This window comes from Enterobacter sp. Cy-643, assembly GCF_011752815.1.
GTDB lineage: Bacteria > Pseudomonadota > Gammaproteobacteria > Enterobacterales > Enterobacteriaceae > Cedecea.
On sequence record NZ_VWWV01000001.1, the window covers coordinates 538027 to 555952 of the forward strand.

General features: G+C 57.2%; 13 protein-coding genes and 1 riboswitch. Of the genes, 6 read left to right on the forward strand and 7 right to left on the reverse strand.

Annotation, left to right across the window (positions count from 1 at the left end; genetic code table 11):
- Window positions 1-84: 84 nt before the first annotated feature.
- The 3 genes from F3J29_RS02515 to ldtB form a co-directional block, all read right to left on the reverse strand.
- Window positions 85-780, reverse strand: a complete 696-nt coding sequence (locus F3J29_RS02515) for a CidB/LrgB family autolysis modulator (RefSeq protein ID WP_166862738.1) — start codon at window positions 778-780, stop codon at window positions 85-87.
- Window positions 777-1178, reverse strand: a complete 402-nt coding sequence (locus F3J29_RS02520) for a CidA/LrgA family protein (protein WP_166862740.1) — start codon at window positions 1176-1178, stop codon at window positions 777-779. The genes F3J29_RS02515 and F3J29_RS02520 overlap by 4 nt, the downstream gene beginning before the upstream one ends.
- Window positions 1179-1348: 170 nt before the next feature.
- Entirely contained in the window at window positions 1349-2263 is a 915-nt protein-coding gene (ldtB, locus tag F3J29_RS02525; RefSeq protein ID WP_039304872.1) for a L,D-transpeptidase, read from the reverse strand.
- A 238-nt stretch (window positions 2264-2501) separates the two neighbouring features.
- Here ldtB and F3J29_RS02530 point away from each other — a divergent pair, with 238 nt between their 5' ends.
- Window positions 2502-4097, forward strand: coding sequence for an ABC-F family ATPase (locus F3J29_RS02530; RefSeq protein ID WP_166862742.1), 1596 nt, complete (start codon window positions 2502-2504; stop codon window positions 4095-4097).
- A 153-nt stretch (window positions 4098-4250) separates the two neighbouring features.
- Here the strand turns inward: F3J29_RS02530 and F3J29_RS02535 are convergent, their stop codons facing one another.
- Complete coding sequence (locus F3J29_RS02535) at window positions 4251-6614, reverse strand: glycoside hydrolase family 31 protein (RefSeq protein ID WP_166862744.1); 2364 nt, start codon at window positions 6612-6614, stop codon at window positions 4251-4253.
- 14 nt (window positions 6615-6628) lie between these two features.
- Entirely contained in the window at window positions 6629-7930 is a 1302-nt protein-coding gene (locus F3J29_RS02540; protein WP_166862746.1) for an MFS transporter, read from the reverse strand.
- 295 nt (window positions 7931-8225) lie between these two features.
- On the opposite strand from F3J29_RS02540, the gene F3J29_RS02545 reads away from it, so the two are divergent.
- Entirely contained in the window at window positions 8226-9296 is a 1071-nt protein-coding gene (locus F3J29_RS02545; protein ID WP_166862748.1) for a LacI family DNA-binding transcriptional regulator, read from the forward strand.
- A gap of 91 nt (window positions 9297-9387) precedes the next feature.
- Window positions 9388-9560, forward strand: a riboswitch (M-box (ykoK) riboswitch).
- A gap of 72 nt (window positions 9561-9632) precedes the next feature.
- Complete coding sequence (locus tag F3J29_RS02550) at window positions 9633-10679, forward strand: magnesium transporter (RefSeq protein WP_205246625.1); 1047 nt, start codon at window positions 9633-9635, stop codon at window positions 10677-10679.
- Window positions 10680-10714: 35 nt separating this feature from the next.
- Here F3J29_RS02550 and moeB read toward each other — a convergent pair whose 3' ends face one another.
- Together moeB and moeA are read right to left on the reverse strand one after the other, a co-directional pair.
- The gene (gene moeB / locus F3J29_RS02555; protein ID WP_166862750.1) at window positions 10715-11461 is read right to left on the reverse strand and encodes a molybdopterin-synthase adenylyltransferase MoeB; all 747 of its coding nucleotides are present in this window, start codon (window positions 11459-11461) and stop codon (window positions 10715-10717) included.
- 1 nt (window position 11462) lies between these two features.
- Complete coding sequence (gene moeA / locus F3J29_RS02560) at window positions 11463-12695, reverse strand: molybdopterin molybdotransferase MoeA (protein WP_166862752.1); 1233 nt, start codon at window positions 12693-12695, stop codon at window positions 11463-11465.
- A 243-nt stretch (window positions 12696-12938) separates the two neighbouring features.
- Between moeA and F3J29_RS02565 the strand changes: the two genes are divergently transcribed.
- The 3 genes from F3J29_RS02565 to gsiA all read left to right on the forward strand — a co-directional run bounded on the left by F3J29_RS02565 (window position 12939) and on the right by gsiA (window position 17924).
- The gene (locus tag F3J29_RS02565) at window positions 12939-14882 is read left to right on the forward strand and encodes an autotransporter outer membrane beta-barrel domain-containing protein (protein ID WP_502706552.1); all 1944 of its coding nucleotides are present in this window, start codon (window positions 12939-12941) and stop codon (window positions 14880-14882) included.
- A gap of 214 nt (window positions 14883-15096) precedes the next feature.
- A complete protein-coding gene (gene iaaA / locus F3J29_RS02570; protein WP_166862756.1) occupies window positions 15097-16050 on the forward strand; it encodes a beta-aspartyl-peptidase in 954 nt (317 codons plus the stop codon).
- Complete coding sequence (gsiA, locus tag F3J29_RS02575; RefSeq protein ID WP_166862758.1) at window positions 16050-17924, forward strand: glutathione ABC transporter ATP-binding protein GsiA; 1875 nt, start codon at window positions 16050-16052, stop codon at window positions 17922-17924. Before iaaA ends, gsiA begins: the two co-directional genes overlap by 1 nt.
- Window positions 17925-17926 lie beyond the last annotated feature (2 nt).

The following is a 17926-nucleotide window of genomic DNA, read 5'->3' on the forward strand; positions in this document are numbered from 1 at the left end:
GTACAGGCCAAATATGTGATCTACTTCTAATTGTTTGTGCAACTTATGAAAGCAAAAATGAAATTGCGCGATCTCTCGCAAGTTTTAGCCGAATAGTTTCAGCAGCACCGGGAATAAAAATGGGGCGATAAGCGAGGTCATGACCCCGCAAATCACCAGCGCCAGCGAGCTGAAAGCGCCTTCCTGGAAGTCCAGCTCCGCGCAGCGCGCCGTGCCCAGCGCATGTGAAGCCGTGCCCATCGCCAGCCCGCGCGAGGCCTTGGTCTTGATGCGCATCATGTTCAGCAGCGTGTGGCCAAACACGGCGCCAAGAATACCGACGAAGATTACGCAGACGGCGCTGATAGCCGGAATACCGCCAATGCCGCCGCCAACCGCCATTGCAATCGGCGTAGTGACGGATTTCGGCAGTACGGAGGCAGCGATTTCCGGAGACGCGCCCATCAATAACGCAATTGATGTGCCGGTGGACATCGCCACCATGCTGCCAATAAAGCAGATGGTAATAATGGATTTCCAGCGGGCGCGGATCTGGTGAATTTGCTCATAAAGCGGGAAGGCCAGCGCGACAACCGCCGGCTGCAGCAGGTCGTTAAGCACTTCGCTGCCTTTAAAGTAGTGGTCGTAGGGAATGCCGGTTACCAGCAAAAAGGGAATGATCACCACCATGCAAACCAGCAGCGGGTTCAGCAGCGGGGATTTCAACCGGGCGGCCAGTTTGCGGGCGGCAAAAAACACCAGCAGCGTTAACGGTAAAGACCACCATATAAAGTGCATCATTTTTTCTCTGCCTCGCCTTCACCAATCACTTTTCTTTCGCCGTGCACCAGATGCGAGCTCCAGCTCACGATAACCAGCACCACCAGCGTACTGATCAAACAGGACACCACCACCGGACCAAACTGGGCTTTCAGCACGTCGTAATACTGCATCACGCCCACGCCAATGGGCACGAACAGCAGGGCCATATAGCGAATCAGCAAATGGCAGCTGGGTTTTACCCACTTTGCCGGGAGGATCTGCAGCGACAGCAGCACAAACAAAATCAGCATGCCGATAATGCTGCCGGGAATGACGATAGGCAGTAAAGAGGCGACAAAAATACCGGCGTATAAGCACAGGTAAATTAAGATAAAAGCGCGAAGATACTGCCAGATTATCGTGAACGAGTTACGCATGGAGGTTACCCTTTAAGAAACGCATTCATCATACAATTAAACTCAAAATTGTGCTATCCATCACATCATGAATTATCAGCATAACAAACATTCCCTGCGTGAAGGTTGTAGGGCGGATTTCGGGCAATAAAAAAGCGGCCCGGAGGCCGCTATTTTGCAAACTGCTGGACTTAGTTTAGACGAACCGGCATCCCGGAACGGTTCTGAATCGCCTGGTCAACAACGGTGGTGTCAACGTCGGACTGAGCGGTTACCTGCTGAACGCTGCTGGTCAGTTTAATCGGCACGATTTCATCGGAGTTGAACTGCGCTTCGGTGGTGGAAAGCGGGTTGTGAACTTCGATGTAACGGCTGCCGTCTGGCTCGGTGGTGGCTTTTACCGGCTCATCAATGAACTGAACGCGGGTGCCAACCGGCACGTTGTCGAACAGGAACTTGATGTCTTCGTTACGCAGACGCACGCAGCCGTGGCTTACGCGCAGGCCGATACCGAAGTTGGCGTTGGTGCCGTGAATCGCATACAGGTTACCGATATACAGCGCGTACAGGCCCATTGGGTTGTCCGGGCCAGCGGGAACAACGGCCGGCAGCGGCGTACCGGCTGCGGCGTATTCCGCGTGCATTTTTGCCGTCGGGGTCCAGGTTGGACCATTTTTCTTACGCTCTACCTTGGTGGTCCAGTTGATCGGGGTATCTTTCCCCAGCTGGCCGATACCGATTGGCAGCACGATCACTGTGTTGGTGCCTTTCGGGTAATAGTACAGGCGCATTTCGGCGCTGTTGATCACAATCCCTTCATGCACGGTATCCGGCAGGATCAGCTGCTGAGGGATGTTCAGGATGGTACCGGCTTTTGGCAGGTACGGGTCAATGCCTGGGTTAGCTTCCAGCATGTTAGACAGACCCATCTGGTACTGTGCGGCATACTCTTCCAGCGGCGCGGTGCTGCCTTCAGGAATAGTGATAACCTGGTTTTCACCAACCAGGCGGCTGCCGTTAGTGGGTAACGGATAGGTCACGGCGGAAGCAGAGAAAGACGCGACAGCCACAAAAGCCAGTAAAAGCGAGCGTAATTTCATAGTCATGTTATGCGAGTGTTATGCCAGACGGGCCAGCTAGTGAGTGTTCATGGACGATTCAGCCGCGCATTATATGTGCATTACATTCATCTGGGAAATCAGATGTGGATGAAATCACAATTTTTTCACACTGATTAACTATTGTACGGTGAAGATGCGGGGCGACCCTTTATCATAGTTATGGCATAATGTGGCCGAAATCACATTCCAAAATCTCGACAACTTATTTCTCCAGGACATACCAGTGCTTGTATCCAGCAACGTTACCATGCAGTTTGGCAGCAAACCGCTGTTCGAAAACATCTCCGTTAAATTTGGCGGCGGCAACCGTTACGGCCTGATTGGCGCGAACGGAAGCGGCAAATCTACGTTCATGAAAATCCTCGGCGGGGACTTAGAGCCAACGCTTGGCAACGTTTCTCTCGACCCAAACGAGCGTATCGGTAAGCTGCGTCAGGATCAGTTCGCCTTCGAAAAATTCACCGTACTCGACACCGTTATCATGGGGCACGGCGAGCTGTGGGAAGTGAAGCAGGAACGTGACCGCATTTACGCTCTGCCGGACATGAGCGAAGAAGACGGTTACAAAGTTGCCGACCTCGAAGTGAAATACGGCGAGATGGACGGCTACACCGCAGAAGCGCGTGCCGGTGAATTGCTGCTGGGCGTGGGTATTCCGCTGGAGCAGCACTATGGCCCGATGAGCGAAGTCGCTCCAGGCTGGAAACTGCGCGTGCTGTTGGCGCAGGCGCTGTTCTCTAACCCGGACATCCTGCTGCTCGACGAACCAACGAACAACCTGGACATCGACACCATCCGCTGGCTGGAGCAGACGCTGAACGAACGTGACAGCACCATGATCATCATTTCGCACGACCGTCACTTCCTGAACATGGTCTGCACCCACATGGCCGATCTGGACTACGGCGAGCTGCGCGTTTATCCGGGCAACTACGACGAGTATATGACGGCGGCAACTCAGGCTCGTGAGCGCCTGCTGGCGGACAACGCGAAGAAGAAAGCGCAGATTGCGGATCTGCAATCCTTCGTTAGCCGCTTCAGCGCCAACGCATCCAAATCTCGCCAGGCCACCTCCCGCGCCCGTCAGATTGATAAAATCAAGCTGGATGAAGTGAAGGCGTCCAGCCGTCAGAACCCGTTCATTCGCTTCGAGCAGGATAAGAAACTGTTCCGTAACGCCCTTGAAGTTGAAGCCGTGACTAAAGGGTTTGAGAACGGCCCGCTGTTTAAAAACTTCAACCTGCTGCTGGAAGTGGGCGAAAAGATTGCCATTCTGGGCGCCAACGGCGTGGGTAAATCCACTATGCTGAAAACCCTGGTCGGCGAACTGACCCCGGAGAACGGCAGCGTGAAGTGGTCTGAAAATGCTCAGATTGGCTACTACGCTCAGGATCATGAATACGAGTTCGAAAACGATCTGACCGTGTTCGACTGGATGAGCCAGTGGAAGCAGGAAGGCGACGACGAGCAGGCGGTGCGCAGCATTCTGGGCCGTCTGCTGTTCAGCCAGGACGATATTAAAAAGCCAGCTAAAGTCCTCTCCGGGGGCGAGAAGGGCCGTATGCTGTTCGGCAAGCTGATGATGGAAAAACCCAACATCCTGATCATGGACGAACCGACGAACCACCTGGATATGGAATCCATCGAGTCGCTGAACATGGCGCTGGAGATGTATCAAGGGACGCTGATTTTCGTTTCCCACGACCGTGAGTTTGTTAGCTCGCTGGCAACCCGCGTACTGGAAATTACCCCAGAGCGCGTGATTGACTTCACCGGTGGCTACGAAGATTACCTGCGCAGCAAAGGGATCGACGGGTAATTTCACCCTCACCTTAACCCTCTCCCTGGAAGGGAGAGGGGACAGATTGAAGTATTTACCTCCTGCGGTTTTCCCCCGCGTTACAGCTGAGGGGGTAAACCTCATATTTTTTCTCCCTCGCCCCTTTGGGGAGAGGGTCGGGGTGAGGGGCAACTATAGCCCCCACACCTCACATTCCACGCCGTTCACCAGCAGTCGACGTTTTTCTCCCTCAGGCAAAGACAGCCTAATCTCGCGCCACGCGGGCAAATAATCCCCCTTACGGCTAAAGACCACGTTAATTGCTTCAGCCGAACAGGTTATTTCCCAGCTAAGCCAGAGCGCGTTACCGTCTCTATAACCCCAGGATTCTCCGTCATCCTCAAACAGCATGCCGTGGGAAACCCCAGCGCCCTGCAGCGGGTAAATTTTCAGCTGACGAACGGTATCGTCCTGTGGGGAAACGTAGCTGATGCGCTCGCTGTGGGGCAGCGCCGCACCGGCGCGAACCAGCAATGGCAAACGCTCAAGCGGGGCGGGCAGGGTGATGGTCTGGCCGCCGCTAAACCACTGGCCGCTGTCATAATCGTACCAGCCGTGCTCATTGGCCGGCAGCCATAAAGCGCGCTCGCGCTGTCCCGGCTCGACCACGCTTGCCACCAGAAGATCCCGGCCCAGCAGGAACTCATCGCATTCGTCAAAGGTTTTCACGTCATGTTCATGGTCAAGGAAGGTCGGCCGCAGCATGGGTTCGTCATCCGCATGCGCCTGCCACAGCAGCGTGTAGAAATAGGGCAGCAGGCGATAGCGCAGCTCAATGGCGCTGCGGATGGCCGGCGTGACCGCCGGATACATCCAGGGCTCGTTCACGGTATGGTCATCATTCCATGAATGGATGGTAAAGCGCGGGTGCATCACGCCGTTCTGAACCCAGCGCACGAAAAGCTCGGCGTCAGGTTTATCGCCTGAAAAACCGCCGACGTCATGCCCGACGTTAAACAGGCCGGACAGGCTCATGCCGACGCCCATTCGTGTGTTATAGCGTAGCGTATCCCAGCTGGTGCGATTGTCACCGCTCCATGTCTGAACGTAGCGCTGCATCCCGGCGCAGCCGGAGCGGGAAATCAGATACGGGCGCTTGTCCGGGGCGAATTTCTGCTGAGCCTCCATTGAGGCTCGCATCATCAGCAGCGGCATGACCGGGCGAATATGTTTGATGGCTATCGGTTGGCCAAAACCGTGGCAGCGCGCTTCCCCGTCCCACACTTCGTATTCGTTGTTGTCATTCCAGGTGGAGCCAATACCCATTTCCAGCAGCTGCGTGGTGACGCCAGCCTGCCACCACGTCACCGTGGCCGGGTTGGTGAAGTCCAGATGAGAGCCTTCATCGTCCCAGAAGCTGGAGCGTTCTGGCGCATCGGATTCCGAATCTTTGATAAACAGCCCGGCCGTGGCAACCTCCTCATAACGCGGATGATCCTGCAGCAGACAAGGCTTGATGTTGGCCGCAAGACGGATACCCGCCGCCATAAACGCCTCGCTCATCACCTTTGGCTGCGGCACTTTTTCATAATTCCAGTTAAACACGTAGCGTTTGTTATTGATGGAGGTGTAGCCCGACGACAGCTGGAAAGAGTCGCACGGAATCGCGTGCTGTTGGCTCAGCCGGATAAAGTGCATCAGCTGATTTTGGGCGTCGGGCGCGTCGGTGTAATGCATCGTTGAGCCACTGTAGCCAAGGCTCCATTTTGGCCCGAAGAAGGTTTTTCCGGTCAGGCGCACGAAGGCTTTGGTGACGTCCAGCACGCGCGGGCCGAGAAACAGGTAATAGTCCAGGTCACCGGCTTCGGCCTGCCAGCGGCGGTAGGCCAGATGATAGTTGTCTATCTCGTTGCCCAGATCCAGCCAGCAGCTGCTCAGGTTGTCATAGAACAGGCCAAAGCTCACGTCGTCCCGGCACGTAATAGTGAAGGGAATATGCTTGTAAAGCGGGTCGGTCGACACCGCGTTATAGCCCATTGCGTCCAGATTACGCATCTCATAGCGCCTGCCGGTGCGGTTAAGCGGCCCGGCTTTCTCACCCAGCCCGTAAAAGCGCTCCCCGGCAAAGCGCCGCTGATAGTGGGCCACGCCATCGCCGTGGGCGTTAAGCTGATAGGCGCTGGTGGGGCGATCGCAGGCGAGGGGCAGCCATTCGCCCTGAACGGATTTGTATTCCCACGCCAGATAAAGCGGCTGGTGCACGGTCACGCGCAGGCTCTCGGTACTGATAATCAGGCAATCAGCCTGCTGTTCCAGCGTGAAGCCGGGCAGGGTAAACCCGGCGAGGCTTTCGCGGTCGCGCCCCTGCCACGGAACATCCTGCTGCGGGGCAATGCTCCAGGTGCGATCCAACGCCAGGCTATGCTGCCGCTTGATCAGCACGCGAAACAGCTTATCTTCCAGCACATACAGGTGCAGCGAATGCTTGCCGTCGAGGGTCAGGATAACCTGGCTGTCATTCTGGCCGGCGAGCGTCCAGTTCTTAAGTGTTTTCATGAGAGACCATCCATTCAGGTGCGTTTTGTGCGGCGTTCGGCGATAAACGCCACCAGGAACACCGCGCCGATCAGATCAAAAAAGCCCATGGCGATAAACAGCGGGTTGAAGCCAATCTTGTCGGCGGTCACGCCGATGACCAGGGAGAAGATAAAGCTGGCAATCCAGGCCGCCGAACCGCGCATGCCGTTGACGGTGGCCATCTGGCCTTTATCAAACGAGTCCACCACCAGCGCGCTGAGCATGCAGGAGATAATCTGGTGCCCGAAGCCGCCGATGGAGATAAGCAGGATGGCAATCCAGGGATCTTTGGTGACGGCGACCAGCGCCAGAGAAAGCATCAGGAAAGCGCCGGTCACCGAACTCGCCACCACGGAATTGGTGCGCGAGCAGCCAAAAATACGGACGTAAACTTTGGTCAGATAGCCGCTGGCAATGCTGCCGATATCGGCAGCGAGGAACGGCAGCCAGGCGAACATAGCAATCTGTTTGAGGTCCATGCCGCGTTCGTTAGCCAGATAAAGCGGAACCCAGAAGCTCAGCACCGCCCAGGCGGGCTCTGCCATAAAGGCCGGAATCGCAATGCCGTAAAAACGTTTATTTTTGGAGACGGTTTTCAGGGCGGTGAAAAACGGCAGTTTCACGGCGGGCGGCTCGTTATCCTGCTTGATAAACGCCAGCTCTTCCTTGCTCAGGTTCGGGTGCTGCTCCGGGTTGTGGTAAAACAGCCACCACAGTACGACCCATCCCAGCGCCAGCGCGCCGCTGAACATAAACGCACCCTGCCAGCCAAAAAAACTGTGGGCAAAATAGATAATCGGCGGAGCCAGCATTGCGCCGATGGAAAAGCCCACTCCTGCCCAGCCTGCGGCAATCGGGCGCTCTTTTTTCGGGAACCATTCTCCCAGCGTTTTGGCGTTGGCGGGCGTAGCTGCGGCCTCGGCTCCGCCCATCATAAAGCGCAAAATTGCCAGCTGTAGCCAGCTTCCTGCGCCGGCATGGAGCATGCACATCACCGCCCAGATGCTGGCGCAGATCAGAAAGCCGATTTTCAGACCAATCACGTCTATCAGCCAGCCGCAGAGGGGCTGGAACAGGGTATAGGCCAGCTGAAAAGCGCCGACTATCCAGGAGTATTGCTCGGTGGTAATCCCGAGAGACGTTTTCAGCTCAGGCGCCAGGATCCCCAGCGCATTACGCGTGATGTAGTTCACGGTAACGCCAAGTAAGAACAGAACCAGAACCCACCAGCGCAGATGCCGGAAAACGCGTCCTGTCTTAACGGCGGTTATCGGTTGGTCGATGCCATGACTCATAGTTCACTCCACCTTGTAGGGTAATAAGCAGAATTGGTATGCCACTGTTTTTGGCGATGAATATGATTTAATTTATTGATTTATATGTTTTTAATTTGATTGTCTTTTTAATCGATAACTTTATTGGTCAACAAATCGGAGCGTAATTGAGTTATCAGCCAACCAATAGCGCAATTTCTGCAAATATTTTCACTACCTCGATCCGACGCGGAGAAATAACGCTAAATCTCCGGCACTATGGCGTATCTGCAGCGATGAAAATTTTTTCATTTCACAAACGGGCGTCGATCACAAAATGAGTAAAACGCTAAAAATCACCGAAATTGCCGCACAAACGGGGCTGTCGATAAGCACCGTTTCCCGCGTGCTGGCGGGCAAGGGGAACACCAGCGAATCGGCTCGTCAGCAGGTGCTGGCCTGCGCCAAAGCGAAGGGGGTATTGCAGGGCATTGCCGCCGGCAGATTATTGGTCAACAGTCTGGTGGTCTTTGCGCCTCGCCGGGCGTTTGATGAGCGGCTGGACGTTTTTTACTATCGGGTGATGCAGGGGATCGGCAAGGCGCTGGTGCCCCACGACGCCAGGCTGCGTTTCTGCGCGCTGGAAGAGAATGACAGCGATACCGGGCTGTTTCTCAGCAAGATGAACGAGCCGGAAACCGAAGCGGCCATTCTGTTGGGGATTGATGATACGCATATTCACGATCTGGCGGCGGATCTGGGCAAGCCCTGCGTGTTAATCAACTGTCAGGATCGCAAAATGCGTCTTTCAGGCGTGGCGCCGGATCACCTGATGACCGGTCGCTTTGCCGCAAACTATCTGTTCGATATGGGGCATAAAGGGGTGCTGACGTTGATGTGCCTGCGTCGCTACACCATGGAACAGCGCCTGGCCGGCATTCGGGATGCGTGGGATTGCCGTAATTTGTCGTTTGATGAAACCCGGCATTTGTTAATCGCCCAAAGCTTCGGTGCCAAAGAGAGTGAAGCTTTAATCAGCGGCTATTTGGCTGCTACGCCCCGGCCGGCGTGGCCAAGCGCGCTGCTAGTCGGCGGTGACTTTATGGCAGCAGGCGCCGTTAGCGCCCTACAAAAAGCAGGAGTGCGCGTGCCGCAGGACATGTCGGTGATGAGCATCGACGGCTTTAACCTGGCCGAAATTCATGATGTGCCTTTAACCTCGGTTCATGTTCCCAGGGATGAACTCGGTGAGGAGGCGGTTCAGCTGCTGCAGCGGCGCCTGATGCGCCCGGAAGCGCCGGTGGTGAATATTCTCCTGGCCGGTATGCTGAAGGTGCAGGCCTCAGTGCGGCGAATGGGAACGGGAAAAGGAGGCCCGGCGGTAACCAGCGATAAACTCTACGACTGAGCAGAAAAAAAGCATAAATAAACCCTAAACAGCGCAGGCTCTTTGCCTTGCGCCCGACGTTTAAATCCCTACTATAGGCCGCGGAAGACTTGCAGTATCTCGTTAGGCGAGGCTCCTGTACAAACATAGGTTGCTGATCTGACGACGTCGAGAGACGCCCAAGATTAGGACAGGTTATATCGAGCGAAGGTATAACCCCAGGTAACTTCCCCCGCTTTAGGGGATACGTTGTGCAGTGCTAAAACCGAGACATGGAGATAGCGTCAGCACTCTCATATCTTGCTTCGCCCCAGGATGAGGACTGTTTATTTTTAAAACAGTAACCGGGGAAAAATCATGACCTTTTCAACTAATACCTCAGCGCACTCCCGCGCTTCACTGGCCGTGTCCGTCAAACTGCCATCCTCAGACTCACAAAACACCGTGCTGGCTTACCTGAGCCAGGATTACATCGCTTTACCGCCGGGCACTTCGGTGCAGGATGCGCAGGCGTTGTTCTGTTCGGGCATTAAAAATGAGCAGATCCCGTCGCAGATATTTGTGGTGGACGACGATGCTCATCTGTTTGGCCTCGTGCCGGTGAAATCGCTGCTGCAGGCCGACAAAGAGGCGCTACTCAGTGACCTGATGCGGCCCGTGGCGTTCTCATTAACGCCGGAAAAAACGCGGCATGAAGCCTGCGTGGACATTAAAAAGGCGGGCGCAAACTATATCCCTGTATTGAGCTACGGTAAGCTGAAAGGCGTGCTGGGCCCGCAGGAAATCGCTCAGCTGCTTGAGGACGAAAACACGCTCGACAGCCAGCTGCAGGGCGCATCGTCGCCGCTGGAAACCCCCTATCTGCAAAGCAGCGTCTTTACGCTGTGGCGTAAAAGATCGGTCTGGCTGCTGCTGCTGTTTGTGGCCGAGGCTTACACCAGCTCGGTGATTAAATCGTTTGAAGATCAGCTTGAAGCCGCGATTGCGCTGGCATTCTTTATCCCGCTACTGATAGGCACCGGCGGCAATACCGGCACACAAATTACCTCGACGCTGGTCAGGGCGATGGCGCTCGGCGAAGTGGGGCTAAAGGATTTGGGCGCTATTTTGCGCAAGGAGATTTCGGCTTCGGTGCTCATTGCCTTAACCATTGGCACCGCCGGGTTTATTCGGGCCTGGATGCTGGGCGTGGGTATGGAAGTGATGATGGTGGTCAGCCTGACGCTCATCGCCATCACCGTCTGGAGCGCGATTGTTTCATCCATTATTCCGATGCTGCTGCGTAAGGTGAATATCGATCCGGCCGTGGTGTCGGCGCCGTTTATCACGACCTTAATCGACGGAACCGGGCTGCTGATTTACTTCGAAATCGCCAAAGTGATGCTCACCGATCTGGCGGTCTAAAAATCACGGGGATAGCAATATCCCCGTTTATGTTTCTATCCGCAAACTTCGCACTGCGGGTTACGCGCCAGCTTCATCTCTCTGAACTGGCAGGACATGGCGTCGTAAAGCACAATCTTCCCGGTCGCCGGGGTGCCGTAGTTTGCCAGCAGCTTGATGGCCTCCATGGCTTCCAGCGAGCCGATAATCCCCACCAGCGGCGCCATAACGCCAGCCTCCACGCAGCTCAGCGTACTTTCGCCAAACAGACGGCTCAGGCAGCGGTAGCAAGGTTCATCATCCCGATAGGTGAAGACGCTAATCTGGCCTTCCATGCGAATGGCCGCCCCGGACACCAGCGGGATCTTATGCTGATGGCAGCCGCGATTGAGCTGGTTGCGTATTGCCACGTTATCCGTGCAGTCCAGCACCACATCGTGGCGGGCGATTAGCCCGGAAAGCTGAGGGTATTCGAGCATCGCATTGACGGTGTCGAGTTGGATATGCGGATTCATCGCCGCCAGCGAATCCCGCGCGGAATCCACCTTCGGTTTGCCAATTGTGGCATCGCTGTGCAGCGTTTGCCGCTGGAGGTTTGAGAGCGAAACGGTATCGAAATCGAGCAGCGTGAGCTGGCCCACGCCCGCGGCCGCCAGATACTGTGCCGCCGCGCAGCCCAGCCCGCCCAGTCCGACGATGAGCACTCGCGAAGCTTTCAGCTTTTCCTGGCCCTCAAAGTCAAAGCCGCGCAGCACAATCTGGCGGTTGTAGCGCAGCATTTCCTCGTCGCTAAGCTCGATCATTTCAGCCTCCGAACAGCGGATTAAACGGTTCGACCTCAACCCATTCACCGGCCTCTACGTTGCCGCGTTCGCGCTCCAGCACCACAAAACAGTTGGCCTGGCTAAAGGAGCTGAAAATATGCGATCCCTGATGTCCGGTGCTTAACACCTCCAGATCACCCTGTTCATTGCGGCGCAGAATGCCGCGCTGGAAGTCGAGGCGGCCAGGGGATTTCTTCAGCTTGCCGACGGTGCGAACGCGCATGCGCGGCGGCAGAGGGCTGGCGATTTGCCCACTTAGCTTCGCCAGCAGCGGCTGCACGAGCTGATAAAACGTCAGGGCGGCGGAAACCGGGTTGCCCGGCAGACCGCAGAACCAGCTGTTTTTCAGGCGTCCAAAGGCAAACGGCTTACCGGGTTTGATAGCCAGCTTCCAGAAGCCCACCTCACCCAGCTCTTCGAGAATTTGTTTGGTGTAATCGGCTTCGCCTACGGAAACGCCGCCGCTGCTTATCACCACATCCGCCCGGCTGTCCGCTTCGTTAAACACCGCGCGAAGGGCCGCCTGGTCGTCCCGAACGATGCCGAGATCAATCACTTCGCAGCCCAGCTGCTCCAGCATGATATGCACCGCCAGGCGGTTGGTATCGTAGATTTGGCCTTCGGCCAGAGGCTGACCCGGAAGCTGAAGTTCGTCGCCGGTGGAGAACACCGCCGCACGTACTCTGCGGTAGACCTTAACTTCCGGGATGCCCAGAGAGGCAATCAGCGGCAGTTCGGCGGCGGTCAGCTTCACGCCTGCGGCCAGTACGCTGGCGCCCTGATGGATATCCTCGCCGCGACGGCGAATATTCTGGCCGTTCTTTACGGCGGCGTTAAAACGCACGCCGCTTTCGGTGACTTCCGTCTCTTCCTGCATCACAACGGCTTCAGCTCCGGCAGGGATCGGCGCGCCGGTCATGATGCGCACGCAGGTGCCCGCTGGCCATTCACCGCTAAAAGGTTGTCCGGCAAACGCTTTCCCGGCGACGGGCAGCGCGCCCCCGGCTTTGATATCCGTCAGCCGCACCGCGTAGCCGTCCATCGCTGAGTTATCAAAACCGGGGACATCCAGCGGCGAGATCACCGGGGCTGCCGTGACGCGGCCCGTGGCCAGCAGCAGCGGCAGGGTTTCTGTTTCGGACAGCGGATGAATACGGGACAGCATCTGTTCAAGTGCGGTTTCAAGCGGGATCAGCCCGGCGGTAAATTCCATTCATGACTCCTGGGGCAGGGGCAAAATAAGGGCCTAGTATGGCAGAAAACGCCGCCTGACGGCATGCCCGGGATCGGTAAAAACCTTTCAGGCGTGGTCGGACATGCGTTACATCACGTTGTCACGTTTCTTCTTTACGCTCGACCTGCGCGTCAACCGCCATTGGCTATAGTCATTGTGGCTAATAAAAAACCTTGCAAGGAAGAACTGATGATAAGCAAACAAAAAGCATTCAAATTCAGTATGCTGGCCGCCGCTGTGGGCTTCACCTCATCTGCATTTGCCTTTGACTCCCTCACCGTTTTTGGCGACAGCCTCAGCGATACCGGCAACAACGGGCGGTGGACCTGGAACAGTAGCCAGAACAAGCTCTATGACGAGCAGCTCGCCGCACATTATGGCCTGACGCTGACGCCTTCCCGCGAAGGTGGGAGCAACTATGCCGCAGGCGGGGGCACCGCTGTGCCCGCGCTTAATCCGGCCGATAATACGCAAAGCCAGGTTCAGCGCTACCTGAGCCAGACCGGCGGGCGGGCGGATGGCAACGGCTTATACATTCACTGGATTGGTGGCAACGATCTTGCCGCCGCGGCCACTCAGCCGGCGCTGGCGCAGGGGATCGCGGCCAACAGCGCAGCCAACGCTGCCGCTCAGGTGGGGGCTTTGCTTGATGCGGGCGCCGGGCTGGTGGTGGTGCCGAACGTTCCGAATATCGGCGCCACACCAACGCTAATGGAACTGGTACTCAGCGCCGGGCTGGGCGCGGCGGCCACGCCTGCGATTCAGGCTGCCTATGCGTCTTTGGATGCGGCACAAACGCCCGATCTGGCGAGTCGTCAGCAGGCGATTCATCAGGCGCTGCAGGCGGCGGCTGCCGTTGTCAGTGCCAATCCGCTTGTTCAGCAAGGGGTCGCCGCGCAGCTGATAGCCGCCTACGATCGGGCCGTGCAGCAGGCCGCGTTGCTTACCACGTTCTACAACAGCGCCGAAGATCAGGCCCTGTTGCAGCACGGGGGGAATATCGCCCGGGCGGATATCAACGGCGTCTTCCAGGAGATTCTGGCTAACCCTCAGGCCTTCGGTCTGACAAACACCGCCGGGATGGCCTGCCCGCCGGGCGTGGCGGCGACCGACTGCACCAGCTCTACGCCGGGATTTAACGCCGCGCAGGATTATCTGTTTGCCGATCATTTCCACCCGAGCCCGCAGGTTCACAGCATCATTGCCCAGTACATTGAGTCGATTATCGTCGCGCCCGTCCAGGTCACTCGCCTGAACCAGGGCACGCAGGCAATGGTGCGCGGCAGCCGGGCCACGCTCGACAGCCGCTATCAGCAGCTGCGCCAGGGCGATAACGCCGCAGGTTCGCTGGGCGTGTTTGGCGGCTACAGCGGCGGCTACCAGCGGTACAGCGGCAATCGCGAAACCGGTGATGGTAAAGGTAACACCAATAACCTGACCGTCGGCCTCGACTATCAGCTGAACGAAAACGTGGTGCTGGGCGGGCTGATCGCCGGTTCGCTGGACAATCAGCGCCCGGACGACGGCTACCGCTACGATACCCGAGGTTTTCAGGCGGCGCTCTTTGGCCAGCTTCGCGCGGGCCAGGCCTGGCTGAACGGGGACGTGCATTATCTCTCTGCCGACTTCACCAATATTCAGCGCGATATCACCCTGGGGCAGCTTACCCGCACGGAAAAAGGCGACACAGACGGCAGGCTGTATGGCGCGCGATTGACGGCTGGCTACGATATCCCCGTCACGACCTGGCTAACCACGGGGCCGGTGCTGCAGTACGCCTGGGATTACAGCCACGTAAACGGCTACAGCGAAACCGGCAGCAGCAGCACGGCTATGCGTTTCGGCGACCAGAACGGCCATTCGCAAATCGGCAGCGCGGGCTGGCGCGTGGACACGAAGCTGGGCGTCATTAATCCCTGGGCGCAGGCAAGCTATCGCCATCAGTTCGGCGATGACAGCTATCGGGCGAACGGCGGCCTAAAATCCACGGCGCTGACCTTCAGCCGCAGTGGTGAACAGCTGGATAAAAACTGGGCCGATATCGCCATCGGGGCAGATATGCCGCTCTCAAATACCGTGTCCGCATTCGCGGCGGTGGCACAAACGGCAGGCTTAAGCGACGGGAACCAGACCAGCTACAACGTGGGGATCAGCGCGAAGTTCTAAGATTTTGTTATTACCAAAGAAATAGCGGCTTTGGTGTGATTGGCCGCTATTTCTCCTTCCCGCCGGGGCGGCAAAAGGCTCATAGAGTAAAGTCAATTTTCTTTACAACACTTTTACGTCTTTCTATATTCAAAAATCGTATCAATGTTTGGCAACGATTCTGATATTTATAGAAAAAACGCTGCCGGATATCACTTTCTACAGGCAATGCCGAATGACCAAAGCCGTTATCGCTATTCATGGCGGGGCCGGAGCTCTGACCCGCGCCCACCTCACGCCTGAAAAAGAGCTGCAATTTATTCGCGCACTCTCCGGTATTGTCGAAGCCGGGCAGCAGATCCTTGAACGCGGCGGCAGCGCGCTGGACGCGGTGACCGAGGCGGTGCGTCTGCTCGAAGAATGCCCGCTGTTCAACGCCGGGATAGGATCGGTGTTCACCCGTGAAGGTAAACATGAGCTGGACGCCTGCGTGATGGACGGCAACAGCCTGAATGCCGGAGCGGTGGCGGGCGTGAGCCATATTCGCAACCCTGTCCTGGCGGCAAGACTCGTGCTGGAAAATAGCCCGCACGTGCTGATGATTGGCGAAGGGGCGGAGCGTTTCGCCGCGCAGAACGGGCTTGAGCCGGTCGAAGCCACGCTCTTTTCGACCGAAGAACGCTATCAGCAACTGCTGCGCGCCCGTGAAAGTCAGCAAACGTGGCTGGATCATGACGGGGCTGAGCCGATTGATGCCGATAAAAAATTTGGTACGGTAGGCGCAGTGGCGCTCGATAAACAGGGGAATCTGGCGGCGGCAACGTCCACCGGCGGAATGACCAATAAACTGCCGGGCCGGGTAGGGGATTCTCCCTTAGTCGGCGCCGGCTGCTATGCCAATAACGCCAACGTGGCCGTGTCCTGCACCGGCACGGGCGAAGTATTTATCCGCACGCTGGCGGCCTACGATATTGCGGCGCTGATGGAGTATGCCGGACTGAGTCTGCAGCAGGCGGTGGACCGCGTGGTGATGGAGAAACTGCCCGCGCTGGGCGGCAGCGGCGGCATGATTGCCATCGACAATCAGGGGAACGTCGCGCTGCCGTTTAACAGCGAGGGGATGTACCGTGGCTTTGGCTTTGTCGGCGATGCCCCGAACGTAGGAATTTATCGTGACCAGGAGAGTTAATGCCGCACAGTCATGAGCTACCGGACGAGCAGGTGCTTGCCGTTAGCGACCTCAATATTCGCTTTCGCCAACAGCAGCAGGTTACTGACGCGGTGCGTCACCTGACGCTGACCCTTAATCGGGGTGAAACGTTGGCTATCGTGGGTGAGTCGGGTTCCGGGAAGTCGGTCACTGCGATGGCGCTGATGCGCCTGCTGGAGCAGGGCGGCGGGCAGGTTAGCTGCGACAAGCTGCTGCTGCGTCGGCGTAATAAAGAGGTGCTGAACCTGCCCGAACTGAGCAATGCCCAGATGCGTCGCGTGCGCGGGGCGGATGTGGCCATGATTTTCCAGGAGCCAATGACCTCGCTTAATCCGGTGTTCACCGTGGGCGAGCAAATCGCTGAATCCATCCGTTTACATCAAAAGCTGGATGGCCGCGCAGCGCTGGCAGAAGCGAAGCGCATGCTCGAACGCGTGCGTATTCCTGAGGCACAGGCCATCCTGAACCGCTATCCGCACCAGCTTTCCGGCGGTATGCGCCAGCGAGTGATGATTGCCATGGCGCTCTCCTGCCGCCCGGCGGTGCTGATTGCCGATGAGCCAACAACTGCCCTCGACGTGACTATTCAGGCACAAATCCTGCAGCTTATTCGCGTTCTGCAGGATGAAATGCAGATGGGCGTCATTTTTATCACCCACGATATGGGCGTGGTGGCGGACATCGCCGACCGGGTGCTGGTGATGTACCGGGGCGAAGCGGTTGAAACCGGCACCGTGGAGCAAATATTCCAGAATCCACAGCACGCCTACACCCAGGCTTTGTTAGCTGCCGTTCCGCGCCTTGGCGCCATGAATGGCAGTGATTTACCGCGTAAATTCCCGCTGATAGTCCCAGGCCAACCGAATCAGCAAGCGCCAGAAACCGAGCAGGATACGATTCCTTCCGGCGCGAAGCCGGTGCTGGAAGTTCGCGATCTGGTGACTCGCTTCCCGCTGCGTAGCGGAATATTCAACCGGGTGACGCGCCAGGTTCACGCCGTTGAAAAGGTGAGTTTTGATTTATTGCCCGGCGAAACGCTGGCGCTGGTGGGCGAGTCCGGCTGTGGTAAATCGACCACCGGGCGCTCGCTGCTGCGGCTGGTGGAAACCCAGGGCGGCACCATCACCTTTAACGGTCAGCGTATTGATAATTTGCCCAACGGCGAGCTGCAGCACGTCCGCAAAGACATTCAGTTTATTTTCCAGGATCCGTATGCCTCGCTGGATCCGCGCCAGACCGTCGGCTACTCCATTATGGAGCCGCTGCTGGTGCATCAGGCGATGCCTAAAGAAGAGGCCCAGCGGCGCGTCGCCTGGCTGCTTGAGCGAGTCGGTTTACAGCCCGAGCACGCGTGGCGTTACCCGCATGAGTTCTCCGGCGGCCAGCGGCAGAGGGTTTGTATTGCCCGCGCGCTGGCGCTGAACCCGAAGGTGGTGATTGCCGACGAGTCCGTCTCGGCGCTGGATGTGTCGATTCGGGCGCAAATCGTTAACCTGCTGCTCGACCTGCAGCGCGAATTTGGCATCGCTTTTCTGTTTATTTCCCACGACATGGCCGTCGTGGAACGCATCAGCCATCGCGTGGCGGTCATGTATCTGGGCCAGATAGTGGAAATTGGCCCGCGCCGCGCCGTGTTTGAAAACCCACAGCATCCGTACACCCGCAAACTTATGGCGGCGGTACCGGTGGCTGACCCAACCCGCAAGGGACGCAAGCCTGTTTTAGTGTCTGACGAGATCCCCAGTGCCACACGCAGCCTGGGGGATGAACCGCACGTAGCACCGCTGGTTGCGGTGGGGCCGGGGCATTTTGTCGCTCGTCACCCCATCGGCAGCAGTGAAAATCGCCTATAAAG

Excerpts from the sequence above, each read along its gene's own strand:
- F3J29_RS02515 (WP_166862738.1), bottom strand. The coding sequence starts at position 780 with ATGATGCACTTTATATGGTGGTCTTTACCGTTAACGCTGCTGGTGTTT.
- F3J29_RS02520 (WP_166862740.1), bottom strand. The coding sequence starts at position 1,178 with ATGCGTAACTCGTTCACGATAATCTGGCAGTATCTTCGCGCTTTTATC.
- ldtB (WP_039304872.1), bottom strand. The coding sequence starts at position 2,263 with ATGACTATGAAATTACGCTCGCTTTTACTGGCTTTTGTGGCTGTCGCG.
- F3J29_RS02535 (WP_166862744.1), bottom strand. The coding sequence starts at position 6,614 with ATGAAAACACTTAAGAACTGGACGCTCGCCGGCCAGAATGACAGCCAG.
- F3J29_RS02540 (WP_166862746.1), bottom strand. The coding sequence starts at position 7,930 with ATGAGTCATGGCATCGACCAACCGATAACCGCCGTTAAGACAGGACGC.
- F3J29_RS02545 (WP_166862748.1), top strand. The coding sequence starts at position 8,226 with ATGAGTAAAACGCTAAAAATCACCGAAATTGCCGCACAAACGGGGCTG.
- F3J29_RS02550 (WP_205246625.1), top strand. The coding sequence starts at position 9,633 with ATGACCTTTTCAACTAATACCTCAGCGCACTCCCGCGCTTCACTGGCC.
- moeB (WP_166862750.1), bottom strand. The coding sequence starts at position 11,461 with ATGATCGAGCTTAGCGACGAGGAAATGCTGCGCTACAACCGCCAGATT.
- moeA (WP_166862752.1), bottom strand. The coding sequence starts at position 12,695 with ATGGAATTTACCGCCGGGCTGATCCCGCTTGAAACCGCACTTGAACAG.
- F3J29_RS02565 (WP_502706552.1), top strand. The coding sequence starts at position 12,939 with ATGCTGGCCGCCGCTGTGGGCTTCACCTCATCTGCATTTGCCTTTGAC.
- iaaA (WP_166862756.1), top strand. The coding sequence starts at position 15,097 with ATGACCAAAGCCGTTATCGCTATTCATGGCGGGGCCGGAGCTCTGACC.
- gsiA (WP_166862758.1), top strand. The coding sequence starts at position 16,050 with ATGCCGCACAGTCATGAGCTACCGGACGAGCAGGTGCTTGCCGTTAGC.